17 protein-coding genes are annotated in these 21913 nt (G+C 61.1%); 7 read left to right on the plus strand and 10 right to left on the minus strand.

From position 1 onward, the window contains the following. Nucleotides 1-62: 62 nt before the first annotated feature. Both queF and J4D25_RS05785 read right to left on the minus strand, forming a co-directional pair. On the minus strand, nucleotides 63-893 hold the full coding sequence (gene queF, locus J4D25_RS05780) for an NADPH-dependent 7-cyano-7-deazaguanine reductase QueF (RefSeq protein ID WP_057715638.1): 831 nt from the start codon (nucleotides 891-893) through the stop codon (nucleotides 63-65). A gap of 61 nt (nucleotides 894-954) precedes the next feature. Continuing rightward, on the minus strand, nucleotides 955-1476 hold the full coding sequence (locus J4D25_RS05785; protein ID WP_057715639.1) for a plastocyanin/azurin family copper-binding protein: 522 nt from the start codon (nucleotides 1474-1476) through the stop codon (nucleotides 955-957). A 155-nt stretch (nucleotides 1477-1631) separates the two neighbouring features. Between J4D25_RS05785 and J4D25_RS05790 the strand changes: the two genes are divergently transcribed. Both J4D25_RS05790 and J4D25_RS05795 read left to right on the plus strand, forming a co-directional pair. Further along, entirely contained in the window at nucleotides 1632-2312 is a 681-nt protein-coding gene (locus J4D25_RS05790) for a heavy metal response regulator transcription factor (protein WP_057715640.1), read from the plus strand. Continuing rightward, nucleotides 2312-3661, plus strand: a complete 1350-nt coding sequence (locus J4D25_RS05795) for a heavy metal sensor histidine kinase (protein ID WP_057715641.1) — start codon at nucleotides 2312-2314, stop codon at nucleotides 3659-3661. The genes J4D25_RS05790 and J4D25_RS05795 overlap by 1 nt, the downstream gene beginning before the upstream one ends. Nucleotides 3662-3767: 106 nt before the next feature. On the opposite strand, the gene J4D25_RS05800 is transcribed toward J4D25_RS05795, so the two are convergent. The 3 genes from J4D25_RS05800 to J4D25_RS05810 form a co-directional block, all read right to left on the minus strand. Then, nucleotides 3768-5012, minus strand: a complete 1245-nt coding sequence (locus tag J4D25_RS05800) for a lipoprotein-releasing ABC transporter permease subunit (RefSeq protein ID WP_057715642.1) — start codon at nucleotides 5010-5012, stop codon at nucleotides 3768-3770. Nucleotides 5013-5078: 66 nt separating this feature from the next. Continuing rightward, nucleotides 5079-5762: a lipoprotein-releasing ABC transporter ATP-binding protein LolD gene (gene lolD, locus J4D25_RS05805; protein WP_173677889.1), complete on the minus strand. Its 684-nt coding sequence runs from the start codon at nucleotides 5760-5762 to the stop codon at nucleotides 5079-5081. Nucleotides 5763-5769: 7 nt separating this feature from the next. Next, nucleotides 5770-7020: a lipoprotein-releasing ABC transporter permease subunit gene (locus tag J4D25_RS05810; RefSeq protein WP_057715643.1), complete on the minus strand. Its 1251-nt coding sequence runs from the start codon at nucleotides 7018-7020 to the stop codon at nucleotides 5770-5772. 94 nt (nucleotides 7021-7114) lie between these two features. Between J4D25_RS05810 and J4D25_RS05815 the strand changes: the two genes are divergently transcribed. Together J4D25_RS05815 and J4D25_RS05820 are read left to right on the plus strand one after the other, a co-directional pair. Then, a complete protein-coding gene (locus J4D25_RS05815; protein WP_057715644.1) occupies nucleotides 7115-7696 on the plus strand; it encodes a PilZ domain-containing protein in 582 nt (193 codons plus the stop codon). Between the two features lie 14 nt (nucleotides 7697-7710). Next, nucleotides 7711-8433, plus strand: coding sequence for a glycerophosphodiester phosphodiesterase (locus tag J4D25_RS05820; protein WP_057715645.1), 723 nt, complete (start codon nucleotides 7711-7713; stop codon nucleotides 8431-8433). Nucleotides 8434-8475: 42 nt separating this feature from the next. Here the strand turns inward: J4D25_RS05820 and sthA are convergent, their stop codons facing one another. From sthA to J4D25_RS05835, 3 genes are all read right to left on the minus strand, one after another. Beyond that, complete coding sequence (gene sthA, locus J4D25_RS05825) at nucleotides 8476-9870, minus strand: Si-specific NAD(P)(+) transhydrogenase (protein ID WP_007984277.1); 1395 nt, start codon at nucleotides 9868-9870, stop codon at nucleotides 8476-8478. 207 nt (nucleotides 9871-10077) lie between these two features. Beyond that, nucleotides 10078-11115, minus strand: a complete 1038-nt coding sequence (locus tag J4D25_RS05830) for an FAD:protein FMN transferase (RefSeq protein ID WP_057715646.1) — start codon at nucleotides 11113-11115, stop codon at nucleotides 10078-10080. A 295-nt stretch (nucleotides 11116-11410) separates the two neighbouring features. Next, a complete protein-coding gene (locus J4D25_RS05835) occupies nucleotides 11411-12874 on the minus strand; it encodes a glyceraldehyde-3-phosphate dehydrogenase (RefSeq protein WP_057715647.1) in 1464 nt (487 codons plus the stop codon). Nucleotides 12875-13237: 363 nt separating this feature from the next. Here J4D25_RS05835 and mfd point away from each other — a divergent pair, with 363 nt between their 5' ends. From mfd to J4D25_RS05850, 3 genes are read left to right on the plus strand one after another with little or no spacing between them, the layout of a single operon-like run. After that, nucleotides 13238-16687: a transcription-repair coupling factor gene (mfd, locus tag J4D25_RS05840; RefSeq protein ID WP_057715648.1), complete on the plus strand. Its 3450-nt coding sequence runs from the start codon at nucleotides 13238-13240 to the stop codon at nucleotides 16685-16687. A gap of 10 nt (nucleotides 16688-16697) precedes the next feature. Then, nucleotides 16698-17276 carry a CsiV family protein gene (locus J4D25_RS05845; protein ID WP_057715649.1) on the plus strand — a complete coding sequence of 193 codons (579 nt, stop codon included), beginning with the start codon at nucleotides 16698-16700 and terminating at the stop codon, nucleotides 17274-17276. 6 nt (nucleotides 17277-17282) lie between these two features. After that, nucleotides 17283-19976: a DEAD/DEAH box helicase gene (locus J4D25_RS05850; protein ID WP_057715650.1), complete on the plus strand. Its 2694-nt coding sequence runs from the start codon at nucleotides 17283-17285 to the stop codon at nucleotides 19974-19976. Nucleotides 19977-20121: 145 nt separating this feature from the next. Here the strand turns inward: J4D25_RS05850 and J4D25_RS05855 are convergent, their stop codons facing one another. Further along, nucleotides 20122-20859 carry an S-methyl-5'-thioinosine phosphorylase gene (locus J4D25_RS05855; protein ID WP_057715651.1) on the minus strand — a complete coding sequence of 246 codons (738 nt, stop codon included), beginning with the start codon at nucleotides 20857-20859 and terminating at the stop codon, nucleotides 20122-20124. Between the two features lie 12 nt (nucleotides 20860-20871). Beyond that, the gene (nagZ, locus tag J4D25_RS05860) at nucleotides 20872-21882 is read right to left on the minus strand and encodes a beta-N-acetylhexosaminidase (protein ID WP_007974039.1); all 1011 of its coding nucleotides are present in this window, start codon (nucleotides 21880-21882) and stop codon (nucleotides 20872-20874) included. Nucleotides 21883-21913: the final 31 nt, after the last annotated feature.

The following is a 21913-nucleotide window of genomic DNA, read 5'->3' on the forward strand; positions in this document are numbered from 1 at the left end:
GTCAACATCATCGTTGAATGTGAAGCCGCCTTCGCGAGCAAGCCCGCTCCCACATTAAAGCGTTACTGGCGGACCAGACGGTGGTTCGGCAGTTGAACGGTTTCAGTGCTGCGATACGGGTTGATATCCAGCCCGCCACGACGCACATAACGCGCATACACCGTCAGCTTCTCTGGCTTCAGCAACCGCTGCAGGTCGAGAAAGATCCGCTCTACACACTGCTCATGGAAGTCCGAGTGCTGGCGGAAGCTGACGATGTACTCGAGCAGGCTCGCGTGATCCAGCGCCGCGCCACGGTACTCCACCGCGACGCTGCCCCAGTCCGGCTGGCTGGTGACCGGGCAGTTGGATTTGAGCAAATGGCTGTGCACGCTCTCCTCGACAATGCGCGAATCATCGCAACGCAACAGTTCCGGCCGTGGATGCTCGTAGTTGCTGACGCTGATATCCAGTTCATCGATGCACACGCCCGGCAAGGCCACGACGCCTTCGCTCTCGACCTCCTTGAGACTGCGAATGCGCACACCCACCGGCTTGCCGGCAGCCGCCGACAGGTCCTTGGCCAGCGTCGCCTCAAGGCTCGCGGTATCGGCAAACGGCGTCTGGTTCAGGGAGTTGAGGTAGAGCTTGAACGACTTCGACTCGATGATGTTCGGCGAATCCGCCGGAATGCTGAATTCGCCGATCGCCACCACCGGCTTGCCCGACGGCAGCAGCCAGGACAACTCGAAGCAGTTCCAGAAGTCCACGCCTTTGTACGGCAGGGTTTGCGCCGTCAGGCCCAGCTCCGCCCACTTCGCGGTGCGCGGGATCGGGAACAGCAAGGACGGCGTGTAGGTGGCGATGTATTCGCTGGACTTGCCCAGCGGCGAGTGTTCGGCTGCGGGATGCATGGCGGAAACCTGACTGAAGAATCAGCGGATTCTATCAGCCTTTGCTCCCGCCTTTGAGTGCTTACTGACTGACAGTCAGTTTGCCGACCATGCCGGCCTGGTAATGACCGGGAATATTGCAGGCAAACTCAAGGCTGGTGGCCTTGCTGAAGGTCCAGGTCAGCTCGGCGGTCTTGCCCGGTTCCACCAGCACGCTGTTGGGGTCATCATGCTTCATGCCGTGGTCCATTTTGCTGTGATCCATGCCGGCCATTGCCTTCATACCGGTTGGCGCCAGCATGCCGCTCTGTTGCATCTGCAACATTTCCTGCTGGTGCCTGGCGTGCAATGCCGCATCCCCCAAGTTGAACTCATGCAGCAACTGGCCTTTATTGACCAGCACGAAGCGCACGGTTTCCCCGGCCTTGATATCGAGGGACTTCGGCGCGAAGGACATGTCCCCCATCACCACCTCGATGCTGCGGGTCGCCTTGGCCGCCGAGGCCGGTTGACCGAAATCGTAGGTATGCCCGGCGTCTGCCCACACCGGTGAACTCAGCGCCAGCAAACACAGGATTTGCGCCACGGATTTGCGTAAAAACATCGTCATACTCCAACAAGTTAAGGCTCAGCATGCGCAAAACTCTAAACTGCTGCCACTGCCCGTAACCTGACAACCAGATTACAACTTTGTCAGGTTGCCCTGTGCGAATGCTGCCCACGGTATAAAGCCTTCGTTCCACTTGCCATGAGTCGCCCATGAAACTGCTGATCGTCGAAGACCAACCGAAAACCGGCCATTATCTGCGCCAGGGCCTGACCGAGGCCGGGTTCAACACGGAACTGGTGGCCGACGGCAACACCGGCCAGCAATTGGCCCTCAGCGGCGAATATGCCCTGCTGATTCTTGATGTGATGCTGCCGGGTCGTGATGGCTGGCAGATTCTGCAAGCGGTACGCAGCGCCGGCCTGGACACGCCGGTACTTTTTCTGACCGCCCGTGACGCCGTGGAGGACAGGGTTCACGGCCTCGAACTGGGTGCCGATGACTATCTGGTCAAGCCGTTTGCCTTCTCCGAACTGCTGGCCCGGGTCCGCAGCCTGTTGCGTCGCGGCAGCACCACGCCGCAGGAGACCAGCCTGCAACTGGCCGATCTGCGCCTGGACCTGATCCGGCGCCGGGTCGAACGCAGCGGCCAGCGTATCGACCTGACCGCAAAGGAATTCGCCCTGCTGGAAATGCTCCTGCGCCGCCAGGGCGAAGTCCTGCCCAAGTCGCTGATTGCGTCCCAGGTCTGGGACATGAATTTCGACAGCGACACCAATGTCATCGAGGTGGCGATCCGTCGCCTGCGCCTGAAGATCGACGATGAATTCCCCAACAAGCTGATCCATACCGTACGCGGCATGGGCTACGTCCTTGAAGAGCGTCCCGCCTGATGCGCCGTCTCTCCTTGAGCAGCCGCCTGGCCCTGCTGTTTGCCGCATGCACCGCCGTGGTGTCGTTGTTCGCCGGGGTGCTCTTCAGCCGCGCCAGCGAGGCGCACTTCGTTGAACTCGACCAGCAACTGCTGGACGGCAAGCTGATTGGCTTGCGTCGGGCCCTGCACGACTTACAGTCGAGTGACAGCGAAGTGAAACTGGCGGAGGAATTGAGTCGGCAGGCTGACCTGTCCCTGCGAATCACCGGCAGTGACGGCCAGCGCTGGTATGACAGTTCGACCAACATTCCCCAGGCACTGCCGCGCCGGTCCGGATTGTCGACGGTGAGCCATGAAGGCACAGATTACCGCGTCCTCAATGCACCGCTTTTCGCGGACAAACCCGAGTCACCGCAACTGACTCTGCTGTTGGACATCACCCATCACCAGCACTTTCTGCAACGCATGCAGCATTTGATCTGGCTGACCGTCGGCCTGTCAGCCCTGGCCACCGCACTGCTGGGCGCCTGGGCGGCACGCAGCGGTTTGCGCCCGTTAAGGCGGATCAGCGCGGTGGCCAGTGGTGTTTCCGCGCAATCGCTGAACTCGCGACTACCTGAAGAAAACATGCCGCCGGAACTGGCGGAAATGGCCCACAACTTCAACGCCATGCTCGGACGCCTCGACGACTCGTTTCAGCGCCTGTCGGCCTTCTCCGCCGACATTGCCCATGAACTGCGCACGCCATTGTCGAACCTGCTGACCCACACCCAGGTCACCCTCACCCGCCCTCGCCCCATCGAGGACTACCGCGAAGCCCTGCACAGCAACCTCGAAGAGCTGCAATGGATGGCGCAACTGGTCAACGACATGCTCTATCTGGCCAAGGCTGACCATGGACTGTTAATCCCCAAGCGCGAACCGCTGGAACTGGGACAGGAAACGGATCTGCTGCTGGAGTTTTTTGCGCCGCTGGCTGAAGACGCGCAGGTAAAACTGAGTCGTGACGGCAATGCCCGCCTCGAAGGTGACCGCAGCATGTTGCGCAGGGCACTGTCGAACCTGCTGGACAACGCACTGCGATTCACACCGGTCGATGGCGAGGTTCGGGTGCGAATCGTCGATCAGCCCAAAGAGTTGCGCCTGACTGTTGAAAACACCGGCCAACAGATTTCCAAAGATCTATTGCCGCGCCTGTTTGACCGGTTTTACCGGGCCGATCCTGCGCGTCGCGAAGGCACTAGCGAACATGCGGGACTGGGACTGGCGATCACCCAGTCGATCATCCGTGCCCATGGCGGGCAGATTCGTTGCGAATCGGAGAATGGGTGGACGCGGTTTGTGATCGAGTTGCCAAGGGGGGATTGAGGCCGGCAGGTACAGCCCCATCGCGAGCAAGCTCGCTCCCACAGTTGACCGAGTTGACTCAGATCTACTGTGGGAGCGAGCTTGCTCGCGATGGCGGTGTTACTGGTTACGAATATCTAAGTGCATGAGCCGGCTCGATCTTCGCCGCACGCCAGGCCGGGTAAACCGTGGCCAGGAAGCTCATGACAAACCCCGCCGTGCAGATCAGCGCCACATCCGCGCCTTGCAACTCAGACGGCAGGTTACTGACGAAGTACACGTCGGAACTGAAGATGTGCTGCCCGCTGACCCGCTCGATCCAGCCCACGATCTGGCTGACGTTCAGTGCGGCAATCACGCCCAATACACCGCCAATCAAGGTGCCGACGATGCCGATCACCGTGCCCTGCACCACGAAGATCGCCATGATCTGCCGTGGCGTGGCGCCGATGGTGCGCAGGATCGCGATGTCCGCACCCTTGTCGTTCACCACCATGATCAGGGTCGCGATGATGTTGAACGCCGCCACCGCGACGATCATCAGCAACAGCAGGCCGATCATGGTTTTTTCCATCTTCATCGCGCTGAACAGGCTGCCCTGGGTGTGGGTCCAGTCGTCAGCCTTGTAGGCGGCGCCCAGCCCCGTGGCGATGTCGTTCGACACTTGCGGCGCGGCATACAAGTCCTTCACCGCCAGGCGCACGCTCTGCACCTGATTCGGCTCCCAGCGCTGCATCTGCGCGGCATCGGCCATGTGGATCAGCGCCATGGTGCCGTCCAGTTCCGCACCGACCTTGAACACGCCGACCACATTCAGCCGCTGCATGCGCGGGGTAATGCCGCCCGGCGCATTGCTGACCTCAGGCACGATCAAGGTGATCTTGTCGCCCACGTTCAAGCGGAAGCGGCGCGCCGTGATCTGCCCGATCACCACGCCGAATTCGCCCGGTTTCAGGGCTTCCAGGCTCCCCTGAACGATGTGCTTGGCGACGATCGACACCTGGCCTTCCAGCGCCGGGTCGACACCGCTGACCTGGATCGGCTGCATCGTGCCCTTGTAGGACAGCATGCCCTCCATCTCGGTGAACGGCACCGCCGCCGTCACTTCCGGGTTTTTCATCGCGGCCGCCGCCACGGGCTTCCAGTCGTCAATCGGGTTCACGCCGACGATGGTGGCGTGCGGCACCATACCGAGGATGCGTGAGCTCATTTCGCGCTGAAAGCCGTTCATCACCGACAGCACCACGATCATCGCCAGCACGCCGAGGGCGAGGCCGATCATCGAGGTCATCGAGATGAAGGAAACAAAGCGATTGCGGCGCTTGGCGCGGGTATAGCGCGTGCCGATAAAGATCGATAACGGTCTGAACATTCGCTGGGGCACCGTATAAAAATAAAAGACCCGACGCACCTTTCGGTCGCGTCGGGTTTCAATCCGTTAGATGGGAGTCAGGCAACCTTCCTGCAAGTGCAGGACGCGGTCCATCTGGCGGGCGAGGTTCATGTCGTGGGTCACCACCAGGAACGCCGTGCGCATCGAGGTGCTGAGCTCCAGCATCAAGTCCTGGATCCCCTGGGCGGTGTGGGAATCGAGGTTGCCGGTCGGCTCGTCGAGCATCACCAGGCCCGGATTGTTCACCAGGGCGCGGGCGATGGCCACGCGCTGACGCTCACCACCGGACAGTTCGGCCGGCTTGTGCTCCAGGCGATGACCCAGCCCTACCCGCTCCAGCAACGCCGTGGCACGCTGACGCGCTTCGGGGATCGCGGTCTTGCCGATCAACAGCGGCATGCAGACGTTTTCCAGGGCGGTGAATTCCGGCAGCAGGTGGTGGAACTGGTACACGAAGCCGAGGGCGCGATTACGCAGCAGGCCGCGCTTCTTCTCGCTCAGTGCCGACAGTTCTTCACCGTCGAGCCAGACGCTGCCCTTGGTCGGTGTATCGAGGCCGCCCAGCAGGTTGAGCAAGGTACTTTTGCCCGAGCCCGACTTGCCGACAATCGCCACACGCTCGCCCGGGTGCAACTCCAGTTGCAGGCCGGCCAACACTTCCACCGATTCCGGGCCTTCCTCGTAGGATTTGCCCAGGCTGCGGCAGCTCAAGATTGCTTTATCACTCATGCCCGACTCACTCATAACGTAGCGCCTCCGCAGGCTGGGTGCGCGCGGCACGCCAGGCTGGATACAGGGTGGCGAGGAAACTCAGGACCAACGCCGCGGAGCAGACCATTACGACGTCCTGGCTCTGCACCTGCGACGGCAGGTAATCGATGAAGTACACGTCGGCGTTGAGGAACTTGTGCCCGATCAGGCCTTCGAGGGCCGAGATCGCGGCGCTGACGTTCAGCGCGGCGAAGATCCCGACCACCGCGCCGATCGCGGTACCGACTACGCCAATGACAGTGCCTTGCACCATGAACGTGCGCATGATCGTGCCCGGTGTGGCGCCCAGCGTGCGCAGGATCGCGATGTCGCCCTTCTTGTCATTCACCACCATCACCAGCGTGGAAATAATGTTGAACGCAGCGACGGCAACGATCAGCAGCAGCAACAGGCCGATCATGGCTTTTTCCATGCGGATCGCCTGGTACAGGTTGCCGTGGGTGCGGGTCCAGTCGCGGGCGTAGTAGCGGTCTTCGCCGAGGTCGCGGGCGATGCTCCACGCGGTGCGCGGCGCCTGGAACAGATCGTCGAACTTCAGGCGCAGGCCCTGGACCTGATCCGGTTTCCAGCGGTGCAGCCGGGCCAGATCCTGCAGGTTGGTGACGCCAAGATAGCCATCGAGCTCACCGGCGCCGACATGGAAGATGCCGACCACGGTAAAACGCTTCATGCGCGGGAACATCCCCGCCGGGGTCACCGTGACTTCGGGCGCGACGAAGGTCAGCTTGTCGCCGATGGCCGCACCGAGCTTGGCCGCAGCCTTGTCGCCGATGACGATGCCGAACTCACCCGGCACCAGGTCGTCGAGTTTTCCCTGGGTCATGAATTGATCGATGATCGACACCTGGCGCTCTTGCGCCGGGTCAATGGCATTGAGCAGGACTTTCGAGACCTTGCCGTTATTGGTCAGCAAACCCTGCATTTGCGTAAACGGCGCCACGGCCGTCACCTGCGGGTTCTGCTTGATCTTCGCGGCCAGGCCTTGCCAATCGCTGATCGCCTCACCGGACTCGATGGTCGCGTGGGGCACCATGCCCAGCACGCGGGTGCGCATCTCATGATCGAAGCCATTCATCACCGACAGCACCACGATCATCACGACCACGCCAAGGGCGAGCCCGATCATCGAAGTCAGGGAAATGAATGACACAAAATGATTGCGACGCTTTGCACGGGTGTAACGCGTGCCGATAAATACGAAGAGAGGTCTGAACATGTCGGGGCTTGTTCGGAGGGAAAAGGAACGTCCTTGTGGCGGGGGTCGATAACCAGCTTTACACTCAGACCACCGCCGCTACCATGGGTTCGCCATGTCGACATTAGATGAAGAAGATCGCCGCGAATACTACCGTATCGAGGATACGATCGCACTGGAAATTCGGCCCCTGTCCGCTACTGAAGCCACAGGCCAGGAAGTGTTGCAGGATGCTTCCCCGCTCTTCAACTTGCTCAGCGAACTGCACCTGAGCGAATTCGAGTCGCAACACCTGTTGCGCCAGATCAGCGAACGCGACCGGAACCTCGCGGCGTTCCTCAAATCCCAGAACAAACGCATCGACTTGCTGAGCCAGGTGATCGCCATCACCGTGCTCGGGCAGATCGGCGAGCCGCAGCCGGTGATCATCTCCGAAGGCGGCATCGACTTTCAGCATCCATCGCCCATTGCCGCCGGCGCACGCCTGTCGGTCAGGCTGGTACTGATGCCCCAAGCCCTGGGCCTGCTACTGCGCGCCCGCGTCACCCATTGCGACCGCAAGGGCGACGGCTATGACGTCGGCACCGAGTTCGAATACCTGACCGACGCCCAACGCCAACTGCTGGCCCGCCACATCTTGCAAAAGCAGGCCCAGGAACGACGCCTGGCCCGCGACCAACTCGAATCAGGCAATTAAATTAAGGAAGAACCGTGACCCTCATCTACGGCCATCGCGGCGCCAAGGGCGAAGCACCGGAAAACACCCTGACCAGCTTTCAGGAATGTCTCAAGCACGGCGTGCGTCGCTGCGAACTGGACCTGCACCTGTCCATGGACGGCGAGCTGATGGTCATCCACGACCCGACCCTCAAGCGCACCACTGACCGTCGCGGCAAGGTCGTCGAACACACGGCGGCCGAGCTTGTGACGTATGACGCACGCAAGGGTGGCCCGGGCTGGATCAAGCCGTGCCCGATTCCGACGCTGGAACAGCTGTTCGAGCAATGCGACTTCGATCACTGGCAGCTGGAAGTCAAAAGCGCATCAAGGATGCGTGCCGCGACCACCGTGCTGGCGATTCGCGAAATGGTGCAGCGTCATGGCTTGATGGACAAGGTGACCATCACCTCGAGTTCCCGTGAAGTGCTCAAGGCGGCGCTGGAGTTGGTGCCGGACGTATCCCGCGGGCTGGTGGCCGAGTATGCCTGGCTTGACCCACTGAAGGTCGCCGCCAGCTATGGCTGTGAGATTCTGGCGCTGAACTGGACCCTGTGCACGCCGGAACGCCTGCAAAGGGCGCAACGTCAGGGGCTGCATGTGTCGGTATGGACCGTCAACGAGCCCGCGCTGATGCGCAGACTCGCCGACTTCGGCGTTGACAGCCTGATTACAGACTTTCCCGGTTTGGCCACCGCCACGCTCGAGAATTGCTGAAATCGGTCTCCCCGGCCGGCTCAGGCCACCGGCCGGAGCCCGTCAAAAAAGCCGGTTGAGGCCGTCGTACGCGGCTACCCGATAGGCCTCGGCCATGGTCGGGTAGTTGAACGTGGTGTTGACGAAGTACTTCAACGTGTTGAGTTCGCCCGGCTGGTTCATGATCGCCTGACCGATGTGCACGATCTCCGACGCCTGATAACCGAAGCAGTGAACACCCAGCACTTCCAGGGTTTCACGGTGGAACAGGATCTTCAGCATGCCTTGCGGCTCGCCGGCGATCTGCGCCCGCGCCATGCTCTTGAAGAAGGCCTTGCCCACTTCGTACGGCACCTTGGCCTGAGTCAGTTCCTGCTCGTTCTTGCCGATCGAACTGATCTCCGGAATGGTGTAGATGCCGGTCGGCACGTCATTCACAAAGCGCCAGCTGCCGTTATCGACGATGCTGCCAGCGGCCGAACGGCCCTGGTCGTGGGCGGCACTGGCCAGGCTCGGCCAGCCGATCACGTCGCCGGCGCCGTAGATGTTCGGCACGCAGGTGCGGTATGCCTCGTCGACTTCGATCTGGCCACGGCTGTTGACCTTTACGCCGATGTTTTCCAGCCCCAACTGATCGGTGTTACCGGTACGACCGTTACACCAGAGCAAGGCGTCGGCCTTGATCTTCTTGCCGGACTTGAGGTGCAGGATCACGCCGTTGTCCACGCCTTCGACGCGGTCGTAGTCTTCGTTGTGGCGAACCGTGATGTTGTTATTGCTGAAGTGATAACTCAGGGCCTGGGAAATTTCCGAGTCGAGGAAACTCAGCAGTTGCCCACGGTTGTCCACCAATTCAACCAATACACCCAGACCGCTGAAGATCGAGGCGTATTCGCAACCGATCACGCCGGCGCCGTAAACGATGAGTTTACGCGGTGTGTGGCCGAGGCTGAGGATGGTATCGCTATCGTAGATACGCGGGTGGTGAAAATCGATGTCCGCCGGGCGATAAGGACGCGAACCGGTGGCAATGATGATGTGCTTGGCCACCAGTTTCTCGACCACGCCGTTGGCGCAGACCACTTCGATGGTTTGCTCGTCGGCGAAGCTGCCGGTGCCGAAGAACACGTCGACGCGGTTACGGGCGTAGTAGCCGGTACGCGAAGCGACTTGCTTGGAGATGACTTTCTCGGCGCTTTTCAACACGTCCGGGAACGAGAACCAGCGCGGCTCACCAATGGCCCGGAACATCGGGTTGGTGTTGAATTGCATGATCTGCCGCACCGAGTGACGCAGTGCCTTGGACGGGATGGTGCCCAAGTGAGTGCAGTTGCCGCCGACCTGGCGACGGCTATCGACCATCGCCACCTTGCGCCCTGCCTTGGCGGCGTTCATTGCCGCGCCTTCCCCTGCCGGGCCGGAACCCAACACCACCACGTCGTAGTTGTAGACAGCCATGCGTACTCCTCAGAACAGGCCGCGGTACCCTCGGCACCTGCGGCTAAATCACGCCAATGCGTGGCATGAAGGAACAATTTGGGGCCAGTGCAGAACCCGGACACAGTCTATAGAAGCGTCAACGCCGCGCACATTAACCCTTGGTCGCGTCGTAGGCTACTTTTGCCTGCGCTACAACGCCAGTTTTCAATGCTCAAATCGCCGAAATCATTCGGTTTTTTTGCCACTGAGGCGTTCAAAAGCGCGACTGCTGCGTGTGACGAAACCTGTATCGGCACGAATCACAAAAAATGCGCCGATATCGTGTTTTTCTGCGTAGTCCCAACCGCGCTCAGGACCGAGAATCAGCAACAGCGTCGATAAGCCATCGGCCATCAACGCAGAAGGATGAATCACTGTGACGGATGCCAGGTTGTGTGAGACCGGCGCACCGGTGCGGGCATCGAAGGTGTGGGAAAAACGCTGTCCGTCCTGCTTGAAATAATTCCGGTAGTCGCCGGAAGTGGACAGGCCATAGCCGTCGACAACAATGACCCGCTCCGCCAGCTGCCGGTCATCCCGCGGCTCTTCCAGGGCAATGCGCCACGGCGAGCCGTCAGCCTTCTTGCCGGACGCCTTGAGCTCACCCGTGGCCTCGGCGAGGTAGTCATGGATACCCATCGCCTCGAGCCTTGCGGCAATCGTGTCCACGGCATAACCGGCGGCGATGCTGTTGAAGTCGACCTCCACGGCGGCGTCCTTGCACAACCGGTCACCATCGATGCGCAAGTGTTCATGACCGACGCGCTTGCGGGCTTCGGCGAGCGCCTCGGCGGTCGGGACTTTTTCCCCGCGGGCCTGCGGGCCAAATCCCCAGAGGTTCAGCAATGGCTCCACCGTCAGGTCGTAGGAACCGTCGCTTTGCGCTGACAGTTGCTCGCCCACGCGGACCAATTCGAGGATCGACGCCGGCATTGCCTGACAGCCGTTGGCCGGCAATGCATTGAAGCGCTCGATGTCCGAGTCGCTGCGGTAGGTCGACATTTGCCGGTCAATGTCAGCGAGGATCTGCTCGACCTGGACACGGACTTCGTCCGGCGCCGGAAGGTCGGCATGGCGCACATACTTGATCGAATAAGTGCTGCCCATGGTCGGGCCGCCGAAGCTCTCCAGAGTGTCGCCGTTGCCGCAGCCTGATAGTGCGCCGAGCAGCAAAAATGCCACCCCCTGCCACCTGATCAACAATTCCCGAGCTCCCCAATGCATCCCCTGACACACCGCCAGGGCCAGCCATTATGCGATAGAACCGTGGGTGCGGGCTTGCTCGCGATGAGGCCATCACATCCAGCATTGATATCTCTCTCAGACCGCTATCGCGAGCAAGCTCGCTCCCACATCGGATAGCTGGCGTGATCACTACCGTGCAAACACCACCGAATCCTGTGGGAGCGAGCTTGCTCGCGATGAGGCCAGTGCGAACAACACATCCCCCAATAGACAAAAGCAGCACAAACAAAAACGCCCCGACCAAGGCCGGGGCGTTTTCATGTGCAGCTAAGGCTTAGCGCGGGAATGCTGGCGGGTTTACACCGGCCATGTCTTCCATCACGCGAACTACCTGGCAGCTGTAACCGAACTCGTTGTCGTACCAGACGTACAGAACAACGCGGTTATCCTGGGTGATGGTCGCTTCAGCGTCCACTACGCCTGCGTGGCGCGAGCCAACGAAGTCTGTGGAAACCACTTCCTGGGAGCTGACGTAATCGATCTGCTTGTGCAGATCCGAGTGCATGGCCATCTGGCGCAGGTACTCGTTGATCTCTTCGCGAGTGGTGGCCTTTTCCAGGTTCAGGTTCAGGATAGCCATCGACACGTTCGGCGTAGGAACGCGAATCGCGTTACCGGTCAGCTTGCCCTTCAACACTGGCAGAGCCTTGGCGGCTGCAGTGGCGGCACCGGTCTCGGTGATTACCATGTTCAGCGGCGCGGCGCGGCCACGACGGCTGCCCTTGTGGAAGTTGTCGATCAGGTTCTGGTCGTTGGTGAACGAGTGAACGGTTTCGACGTGGCCGTTGACGATGCCGTACTTGTCATTCACAGCTTTGAGCACCGGCACGATGGCGTTGGTGGTGCACGAAGCGGCCGAGATGATCTTGTCGTCAGGGGTGATTTCGCCGTGGTTGATGCCGTGCACGATGTTCTTCAGCGCGCCCTTGCCAGGTGCGGTGAGGATTACGCGGGCAGCGCCCGGGCAAGCCAGGTGCTGGCCCAGGCCATCGGCGTCACGCCATACACCGGTGTTGTCGACGATCAGAGCGTTTTCGATGCCGTACTGGGTGTAGTCGACTTCGGCCGGGCCCTTGGCGTAGATAACCTGGATCAGGTTGCCGTTGGCGGTGATGGTGTTGTTGGCTTCATCAATGGTGATGGTGCCATCGAACGGGCCATGAACCGAGTCGCGACGCAGCAGGCTGGCACGTTTGACCAGGTCGTTCTCGGCGCCCTTGCGGACAACGATGGCGCGCAGACGCAGGCCGTCGCCACCACCGGTTTTCTCGATCAGGATGCGCGCCAGCAGACGGCCGATACGACCGAAGCCGTACAGGACAACGTCGGTGCCTTTGCGGGCGGAAGCGTTCTGCTGGCCAACCACGTCGGCCATCTCTTCACGGACGAACTGCTCGGCACTACGACCATTGCCTTCGGCCTTGTATTTGGCCGCCAGCTTGCCCAGGTCTACCGAAGCGGCACCGAGCTTGAGCTCGCTCATCGCCTTGAGTAGCGGGAATGTTTCGTGGACGGAGAGTTCGGTTTCGTCGGTCTGGCGATGACGGGCAAAGCGGTGCGCTTTGAGGATCGAAATCACCGAGCGGTTGATCAGGCTGCGGCCATAGATCGAGCTCACCACGTTGTTATTGCGGTAGAGCTGACCGATAAGCGGAATCATCGCTTCTGCGAGTGCTTCACGGTCGATCCATTCACCAAGACACTGGTCGGGCTTCTGAGTCACGGGAACCTTCCACATGTAGGGGCAGAAAAAAGGGGCTACATTATGCCGCCGAGTGACAGCGGTAGCAATGCGCGCCCGTCGCGCTTTACGTAACAAATCGTCGTTCAAAAAAATTACGCCTCGCTCCAGCCCAATAAAACCGGGGCTTTCAGCACAGTCAATTTTTTGGAGCCAAAGTCTCGTTATCCGTAACCCTCCGTAACACTCGTTGTTTTTGCCACTACATATTCATTAATTTCAGGTAAAAAAGCGCAGAATTTTGTCTTTACCACTACATTTCGCCAAACCCGTGCTTTAGACACAGTCAGCAACTGACAGGCGGCATCGTAGACCGCTACAATTACCGACTTTGTCGCAACGCTTGGAGCTCAACCTTCCGTGCCCGTTCTGCGTCTACCGCTTCTCCCTGCCGCGGCAGGTAAACAGCACTGGGGCAACCTGCCCGGTGCCGCCCTGAGCCTGGCCATTGCCGAGGCCGCCAGCGCTGCCAAGCGCTTTACCCTGCTGCTGACCGCCGACAGCCAAAGTGCCGAACGGCTGGAACAGGAGCTGGCTTTCTTCGCCCCGGATTTGCCCGTATTGCACTTTCCCGACTGGGAAACCCTGCCCTACGACCTGTTCTCACCGCACCAGGACATCATTTCCCAACGTATCTCGGCGCTCTATCGACTGCCGGAGTTGAGTCATGGCGTGCTGGTGGTGCCGATCACCACGGCCCTGCACCGCCTGGCGCCCACCAAATTCCTGCTCGGCAGCAGTTTGGTGCTGGATGTCGGCCAGAAGCTAGACGTCGAGCAAATGCGCACCCGGCTTGAAGCCACCGGTTATCGCTATGTCGATACCGTGTACGAGCATGGCGAGTTCACGGTCCGCGGCTCGTTGATCGACCTGTTCCCGATGGGCAGCAAACTCCCATACCGCATCGACCTGTTCGACGACGAAATCGAAACCCTGCGCACCTTCGACCCGGAGAATCAACGCTCCATCGACAAGGTCGACTCGGTCAAACTGCTGCCGGCCAAGGAGTTCCCGCTGGAGAAAGAAGCCGTGACCCGCTTCAAGGCGCGTTTTCGCGAGCGCTTCGATGTCGATTTCCGTCGCTGCCCTATCTTCCAGGACTTGAACAGCGGGATCACCCCGGCCGGTATCGAGTACTACCTGCCATTGTTCTTCGAAGAAACCTCGACGCTATTCGATTACCTGCCACAGGACACGCAAGTGTTTTCCCTGCCGGGCATCGAACAGGCCGCCGAGAATTTCTGGAACGATGTGCGCAATCGCTATGAAGAACGCCGTGTCGATCCTTCCCGTCCTTTATTACCGCCAGCCGAGTTGTTCCTTCCAGTGGAAGACTGCTTCGCGCGCCTGAAGAACTGGCCGCGCGTAGTGGCCAGCCAACAGGACATTGAAAGCGGTGGCGGCCGCGAGCGCTTCCCGGCTCGAGAACTGCCGAACCTGGCCATCGAAGCCAAGGCCACCCAGCCATTAGCGGCACTGGCTGGTTTCCTCGACGAATTCCCCGGTCGCGTGTTGTTTACCGCCGAATCGGCAGGCCGCCGCGAAGTGTTGCTGGAGCTGCTGGAACGCCTGAAGCTGCGACCAAAAACCGTCGACAGCTGGCCGGACTTTGTCGCCGGCAAGGAACGCCTGGCGATCACCATCGCCCCGCTCGACGAAGGCTTGCTGCTCGATGACCCGGCCCTGGCCCTCGTCGCCGAAAGCCCGCTGTTCGGCCAGCGCGTGATGCAGCGCCGTCGCCGCGAAAAACGCGCCGATGCCAACAACGATGCTGTCATCAAGAACCTCACCGAGCTGCGCGAAGGTGCGCCGGTGGTGCACATCGACCACGGTGTCGGCCGCTACCTGGGCCTGGCGACCCTGGAAATCGACAGCCAGACCGCTGAATTCCTCGCCCTGGAATACGCCGAAGGCGCCAAGCTTTATGTGCCGGTGGCCAACCTGCACCTGATCGCCCGCTACACCGGCAGCGACGATGCCCTGGCCCCGTTGCATCGCCTGGGCTCCGAGACCTGGCAGAAAGCCAAGCGCAAAGCCGCCGAACAGGTGCGCGATGTGGCCGCCGAGTTGCTCGACATCTATGCACGTCGCGCTGCCCGCGAAGGCTACGCTTTCGCAGATCCGAAGGCCGACTACGCCACCTTCAGCGCCGGTTTCCCGTTCGAAGAAACCCCGGACCAGCAAACCACCATCGAAGCGGTGCGCGAAGACATGCTTGCGCCCAAGCCGATGGATCGCCTGGTGTGCGGCGACGTCGGCTTCGGCAAGACCGAAGTGGCAATGCGCGCCGCGTTCATTGCAGTGCACGGCGGTCGCCAGGTAGCGATCCTGGTGCCGACCACCCTGCTCGCCCAGCAGCACTACAACAGCTTCCGCGACCGCTTTGCCGACTGGCCGGTGAGCGTGGAAGTGATGAGCCGCTTCAAGTCGGCCAAGGAAGTGAATGCGGCGGTCGCGGACCTGGCCGAAGGCAAGATCGACATCGTCATCGGCACGCACAAGCTGCTGCAGGACGACGTGAAGATCAAAAACCTCGGGCTGGTGATCATCGACGAAGAGCACCGTTTCGGTGTCCGTCAGAAAGAACAGCTCAAGGCCCTGCGCAGCGAAGTCGACATCCTGACCCTGACCGCCACGCCGATTCCGCGCACGCTGAACATGGCGGTGTCGGGCATGCGCGACCTGTCGATCATCGCCACGCCGCCGGCCCGTCGCCTGTCGGTACGCACCTTCGTCATGGAGCAGAACAAGAGTACGGTCAAAGAGGCCTTGCTGCGTGAGTTGCTGCGTGGCGGCCAGGTCTACTACCTGCACAACGACGTGAAGACCATCGAGAAATGCGCTGCCGATCTGGCCGAACTGGTGCCGGAAGCACGGATCGGTATCGGCCACGGGCAGATGCGCGAACGCGAACTCGAACAGGTGATGAGCGACTTCTACCACAAGCGCTTCAACGTGCTGATTGCCTCGACCATCATCGAGACCGGCATCGACGTACCGAGCGCCAACACCATTATCATCGAGCGTGCCGACAAGTTCGGCCTGGCACAGTTGCACCAGTTGCGCGGCCGGGTCGGACGCAGCCACCACCAGGCGTACGCCTACCTGCTGACGCCGCCACGCCAGCAAATCACCCCGGACGCGGAAAAGCGCCTGGAAGCGATTGCCAACACCCAGGACCTCGGCGCTGGCTTCGTGCTTGCCACCAACGACCTGGAAATCCGTGGCGCCGGCGAACTGCTCGGCGACGGCCAGAGCGGGCAGATTCAGGCCGTCGGCTTCACGCTGTACATGGAAATGCTCGAGCGCGCGGTGAAGTCGATCCGCAAGGGCGAGCAGCCAAACCTCGATCAACCGCTTGGCGGCGGTCCGGAAGTCAACTTGCGGGTACCGGCGTTGATCCCGGAAGACTACCTGCCGGATGTCCACGCTCGCCTGATTCTCTACAAGCGCATTGCCTCGGCCACCGACGAGGACGGCCTCAAGGATTTGCAAGTGGAGATGATCGACCGTTTCGGCCTGTTGCCGGAACCGACCAAGAACCTGATCCGCATCACAGCATTGAAATTGCAGGCCGAGCAACTGGGCATCAAGAAAGTCGATGGCGGCCCCCAAGGCGGTCGCGTCGAGTTCGCCGCACAGACGCCGGTCGACCCGTTGACCCTGATCAAACTGATCCAGAGCCAGCCAAAACGCTACAAATTCGAAGGTGCCACGATGTTCAAGTTCATGGTTCCGATGGAGCGCCCGGAAGAGCGCTTTAATACTGTAGAGGCGCTTTTCGAGCGCCTCGTTCCGAAAACTGCTTGAAGGACGCCGCATGCGCCTGTTTCGCTCACTGACCCTGCTGACCCTGTTGATGCCAGCGCTGGTCGCACCCACGGCATATGCCGATGACCTGTATCAGGTCGAAATGATTCTGGTCCGTCAAAACACCGTGCCGGCAATCGTCAGTCGCGCCGCGCCGGAAGACTGGGCCGCTGGCGCCCAACCGGTCAGCCCCGACAGCCTGCGCACGCCAAGCCTCAATGGCGAGGTGGAAAAACTCACCAGCAGCGCTGACTACACGGTGTTGCTGCACAAGGCGTGGCAACAGCCCCTCGGCGAAACCGCCAGCAAAGTGGCGATCAGCGACGGCAAGGAACAGTATGGTCAGTACCCGATCGAGGGCACACTGAACATGAAACTGGGGCGCTTTACCGACGTCGACGCCGATTTCTGGGTCAACCAGATCGATGCCAATGGCATGGTGACCGCCAGCGAGCGCTTGAAACAGGAAAGCCACACCAAAAACGGCCAATTGAACTTCCTCGACAACGGCCACCTCGGCCTGCTGATCAAGATCACCTCGCTGACCGCCCCCGCCCCCCGAGCAGCTCCCGAAGAAATTCCGGACTGATTCCCAATGTCCGCGACCCTGAGCAAACCCCTGGCACCGTCCTGGGTCAGCCGATTCAAGGAACAGAGCCTGGAGCGTGGCCGCCGCTACGCGCTGGAGAATCGTGTCAGGATCGTCGAAGCCGGCGACGCAACCATCGTCGCCGCGTGTGAAGGCTCGGGCGGTAACGTTTACCGTCAGACCATTCGCCTGCGCGAGTCAGCCAAGGGCACTCTGCTGATGGTCGACGCCACCTGCTCCTGCCCGGTCCACAGCAACTGCAAACATTGCGCGGCGGTGCTCCTGCAAGTGCAGGAAACCCTCGACTACCCCGCTGCCGCCAAAGATGCCGAACTCCTGGAAAAACTCCAGGCGGTCCTGGAAAACCGCAGCCCGAAAGCACCGCCGCAAGTGCTGGTGGACAATGTGCAGCCCGTTCCCCGCCTGTGGCTGGCCAGCATCGAGTTCAGCGCGTTCGAACCGCGCAACGGTCGAATGCAGCGTTACATCCAGCATCGCGCGGCGCTGTCTTTCAGTTACCTGGACGAGTACGTTTCCGGGCAGAAAAACACCGACATCCTGATTCGTCAGGAAACCCAGACGCTGCGGATAAAACGCCACCCGGAAGTGGAACAGTCCTACCGAGAGCAACTGCGAATCCTCGGCTTCAAAATCGCCACCCGGCAAAGCAAGGCCCTGCCGGAAAGTGCCGGCGAGCTGTTCGAGATGGTCAATGACAGCGCCTGGCTGACCTTTACCCTCAATGAACTGCCGAAGTTGCGCACCCAGGGCTGGGAATTGCAGATCGACGAGGAATTCGGTTTCGACCTGACGGCGGTAGACGACTGGTACGCCACCGTCGAACAGGCACCGGAACGCGACTGGTTCGACCTGGAATTGGGGATCATCGTCAACGGCGAACGTCTGAGCCTGTTACCGATCCTGCTCAACCTGATGCGCTCCCACACCGAAATCCTCAACCCGGAGCGCCTTGCCCGACGCCGCGACGATGAGCTGATCCTGGTCAATATCCCCAATCGCCCGAACTCCGGGCACGGCCCGTTGCAAGTCGCCCTGCCCTTCGGCCGCTTGAAACCGGTGCTGGCCACCCTCGGCGAGTTCTACCTGCAGGAGCCCGGCGACACCACGCTGCGCCTGAGCAAGGCCGATGCCACACGCCTGAACCCACTGGAAGACATGCCACTGCTCTGGGAGGGTGGCGAACAGATCCGCACCTTTGCCCAGCGCCTGCGCGACATCAAGGACCACACGGCCGTCGCCCCGGACGGCCTGAATGCGACGTTGCGTCCGTATCAGCTTGAGGGCTTGAGCTGGATGCAATCGCTGCGGCAGCTGGAAGTGGGTGGAATCCTTGCGGATGACATGGGCCTGGGCAAAACCCTGCAGACACTGGCGCACGTCCTGAGCGAGAAAAACGCCGGTCGTCTCGATCGTCCGTGCATGGTGGTGATGCCGACCAGCCTGATCCCCAACTGGCTCGACGAAGCGGCGCACTTCACGCCGCAGCTCAAGGTACTGGCGCTGTACGGTGCCAGCCGCAAAAAGCACTTCGACAAGCTGGCCGACTACGATCTGATCCTGACCACCTATGCGCTGCTGCCCAAGGATGTCGAACGCCTGGCGGCGCAGCCCTTGCACATACTGGTGCTGGATGAAGCGCAATACATCAAGAACCCGACCAGCAAGGCCGCCCAGGCTGCCCGCGAGCTCAACGCCCGGCAGCGCCTGTGCCTGAGTGGCACGCCGCTGGAAAACCATCTCGGTGAACTCTGGTCGCTGTTTCACTTCCTGTTGCCCGGCTGGCTGGGCGACGTCAAAAGCTTCAACCGCGATTACCGCGTGCCGATTGAAAAACGCACCAGCGAGGTCAGGCTCCAGCACCTCAACGGCCGGATCAAACCTTTCCTGCTGCGCCGCACCAAGGAACAGGTTGCCACCGAGTTGCCGCCGAAAACCGAGATCATCCACTGGGTCGAACTCAATGAGGCCCAGCGCGACGTGTACGAAACCATGCGCCTGGCCATGGACAAGAAAGTCCGCGACGAGATCACCCGCAAAGGCGTGGCCCGCAGCCAGATCATCATTCTTGAAGCCCTGCTCAAGTTGCGACAGGTGTGCTGCGATTTGCGCCTGGTCAACGAGGCGACCCTGCCAAGCCGTGGCAGTACGTCAGGCAAGCTCGATAGCCTGATGGAAATGCTCGAGGAATTGTTCGAGGAAGGTCGGCGGATCCTGCTGTTCTCGCAGTTCACTTCAATGCTGTCACTGATCGAAGACGAACTGAACAAGCGCGGCGTGGCCTACGCTCTGTTGACCGGCCAGACCCGCGACCGCCGCACACCGGTGAAGGAATTCCAGAGCGGCAAGCGTCAGATTTTTCTGATCAGCCTGAAGGCCGGTGGCGTTGGCCTGAACCTGACCGAAGCGGACACGGTGATTCATTACGACCCGTGGTGGAACCCGGCGACGGAAAACCAGGCGACCGACCGTGCGTATCGCATCGGCCAGGAGAAGCCGGTGTTCGTCTACAAACTGATCGCGCGCGGAACGGTGGAAGAAAAGATTCAGCACCTGCAAAAGGAAAAATCCGACCTCGCGGCCGGCGTATTGGATGGGCGCAAGGCCGGGGACTGGAAACTGCAGAGCGATGATATCGAGGCGCTGTTTGCGCCGCTGCCGGAAAACCTCGAAAAACGTTGAGATCTGTGGCGTTTTTAATCCGCCATCGCGAGCAAGTCGGATCGCCGCACCGTCGCTCCCACAGATTCAGAGGTGTCCGCAAAAGACGCGGACACTGTGGGAGCGAGCTTGCTCGCGATGAAGTCAACTCGGTATCAAGCAGGCCTCAGCCCTTGAGCACCCGCGCCAACGTCGACTTCACCTTGCCCATGCCGTCATGCAACGCCTGCTCGATCTCGGCCATGGTGATCACCGCCGTCGACTTGCCCGCCGCCGGGTTCACCACCAGCGCCAGACAGGCGTAATCGAGTTCCAGCTCGCGGGCCAAGGCGGCTTCCGGCATACCGGTCATGCCGACGATGTCGCAGCCATCGCGCTCCAGCCTGGCGATTTCAGCCACCGTCTCCAGGCGCGGCCCTTGAGTGCAGGCATACACGCCATGACTGCTGTAGCCCACGCCTTCCGCCGCCAATGCCGCAATCAGTTGCTGACGCAACGGTTCGCTGTAGGGGTAGCTGAAGTCGATATGGGTGACGTGCTCCAGGTCATCGGCAAAGTAGGTGTGCTCACGACCGCTGGTGTAGTCGATCAACTGATGCGGCACGCAGAAATGCCCGGCGCCCATCGCGGCATGGATGCCGCCCACGGCGTTGACCGCCAGGATGGCTTCGGCACCGGCCTGCTTCAGCGCCCAGAGGTTGGCGCGGTAGTTGACCTGATGCGGTGGAAAACGATGGGGATGACCGTGACGCGCGAGGAACAGTACTTCCTTGCCGGCATACTCGCCGATCTGAACGTCGGCCGAAGGTGCGCCATAAGGCGTGTCCACTGCCAGTGACTGGCGAATGCTCAGGCCTTCGAGTTGAGTCAGGCCAGTGCCACCGATAATCGCGTAAACCGTCATAACGAACAGTCCTTAATCAATCAATTGAGCTTCTTTGAGCGCGCCGACAGCGGCCAGCCAGCGCGGATCCTGACGGTATTCGGTGCTGGCAAACGACTGGCCGCGCATCCGCGCAATGCGCTCGGAAGGCTTGACCTTCAGACGCTGGGCAGCGCTCAGGGCCAGTTCGGCGGCCGCACGGTCGTTGCACACCAGACCCATGTCGCAACCGGCAGTCAGCGCCGCTTCGATACGGCTGGCGGCATCGCCGACCACGTGAGCGCCTGCCATGGACAGGTCGTCACTGAAGATCACGCCATCGAACTGCAATTCGCCACGCAGGATGTCCTGCAACCAGCGGCGGGAGAAGCCGGCGGGCTGGGAATCGACTTGTGGATAAATGACGTGGGCCGGCATGACCGCGGCCAGTTGCTTGCTCAGCCTGGCAAACGGCACCAGGTCATTGGCACGGATCTCGTCGAGGCTGCGTTCGTCGTTGGGAATCGCGACGTGAGAATCCGCTTCAGCCCAGCCGTGGCCGGGGAAGTGCTTGCCGGTGGCAGCCATCCCGGCGCTGTTCATCCCGCGGATGAATGCACCCGCGAGCAAGGCTGCGCGCTCGGGATCACCTTCGAACGAACGGGTGCCAACAACGGCGCTGCGCTGGTAATCCAGGTCCAGCACCGGGGCAAAGCTCAAGTCCAGGCCAACGGCCAACACTTCGGTGGCCATGATCCAGCCGCACTGCTCGGCCAGGTATTCGGCGTTCGGGTTGTCGGCAATGGCGCGCATGGCGGGCAATCGCACGAATCCCTGGCGCAGGCGCTGCACGCGGCCGCCCTCTTGATCCACCGCCAACAGCAGATCGGGACGGATGGCGCGAATGGCCGCACTCAGCTCGCGCACTTGACGCGGATGCTCGATGTTGCGGGCAAAGATGATCAGGCCACCCACTTCGGGCTGGCGCAACAATTGGCGATCTTCAGCCGTCAGCCAGGTACCGGCGACGTCCACCATCAACGAGCCTTGCAAGCCAGCAGTCATAGAAATTCCTTGATAACAGAAAACCCGGCCC

Source organism: Pseudomonas sp. GW456-L13 (genome assembly GCF_017350115.1).
GTDB lineage: Bacteria > Pseudomonadota > Gammaproteobacteria > Pseudomonadales > Pseudomonadaceae > Aquipseudomonas > Aquipseudomonas jessenii.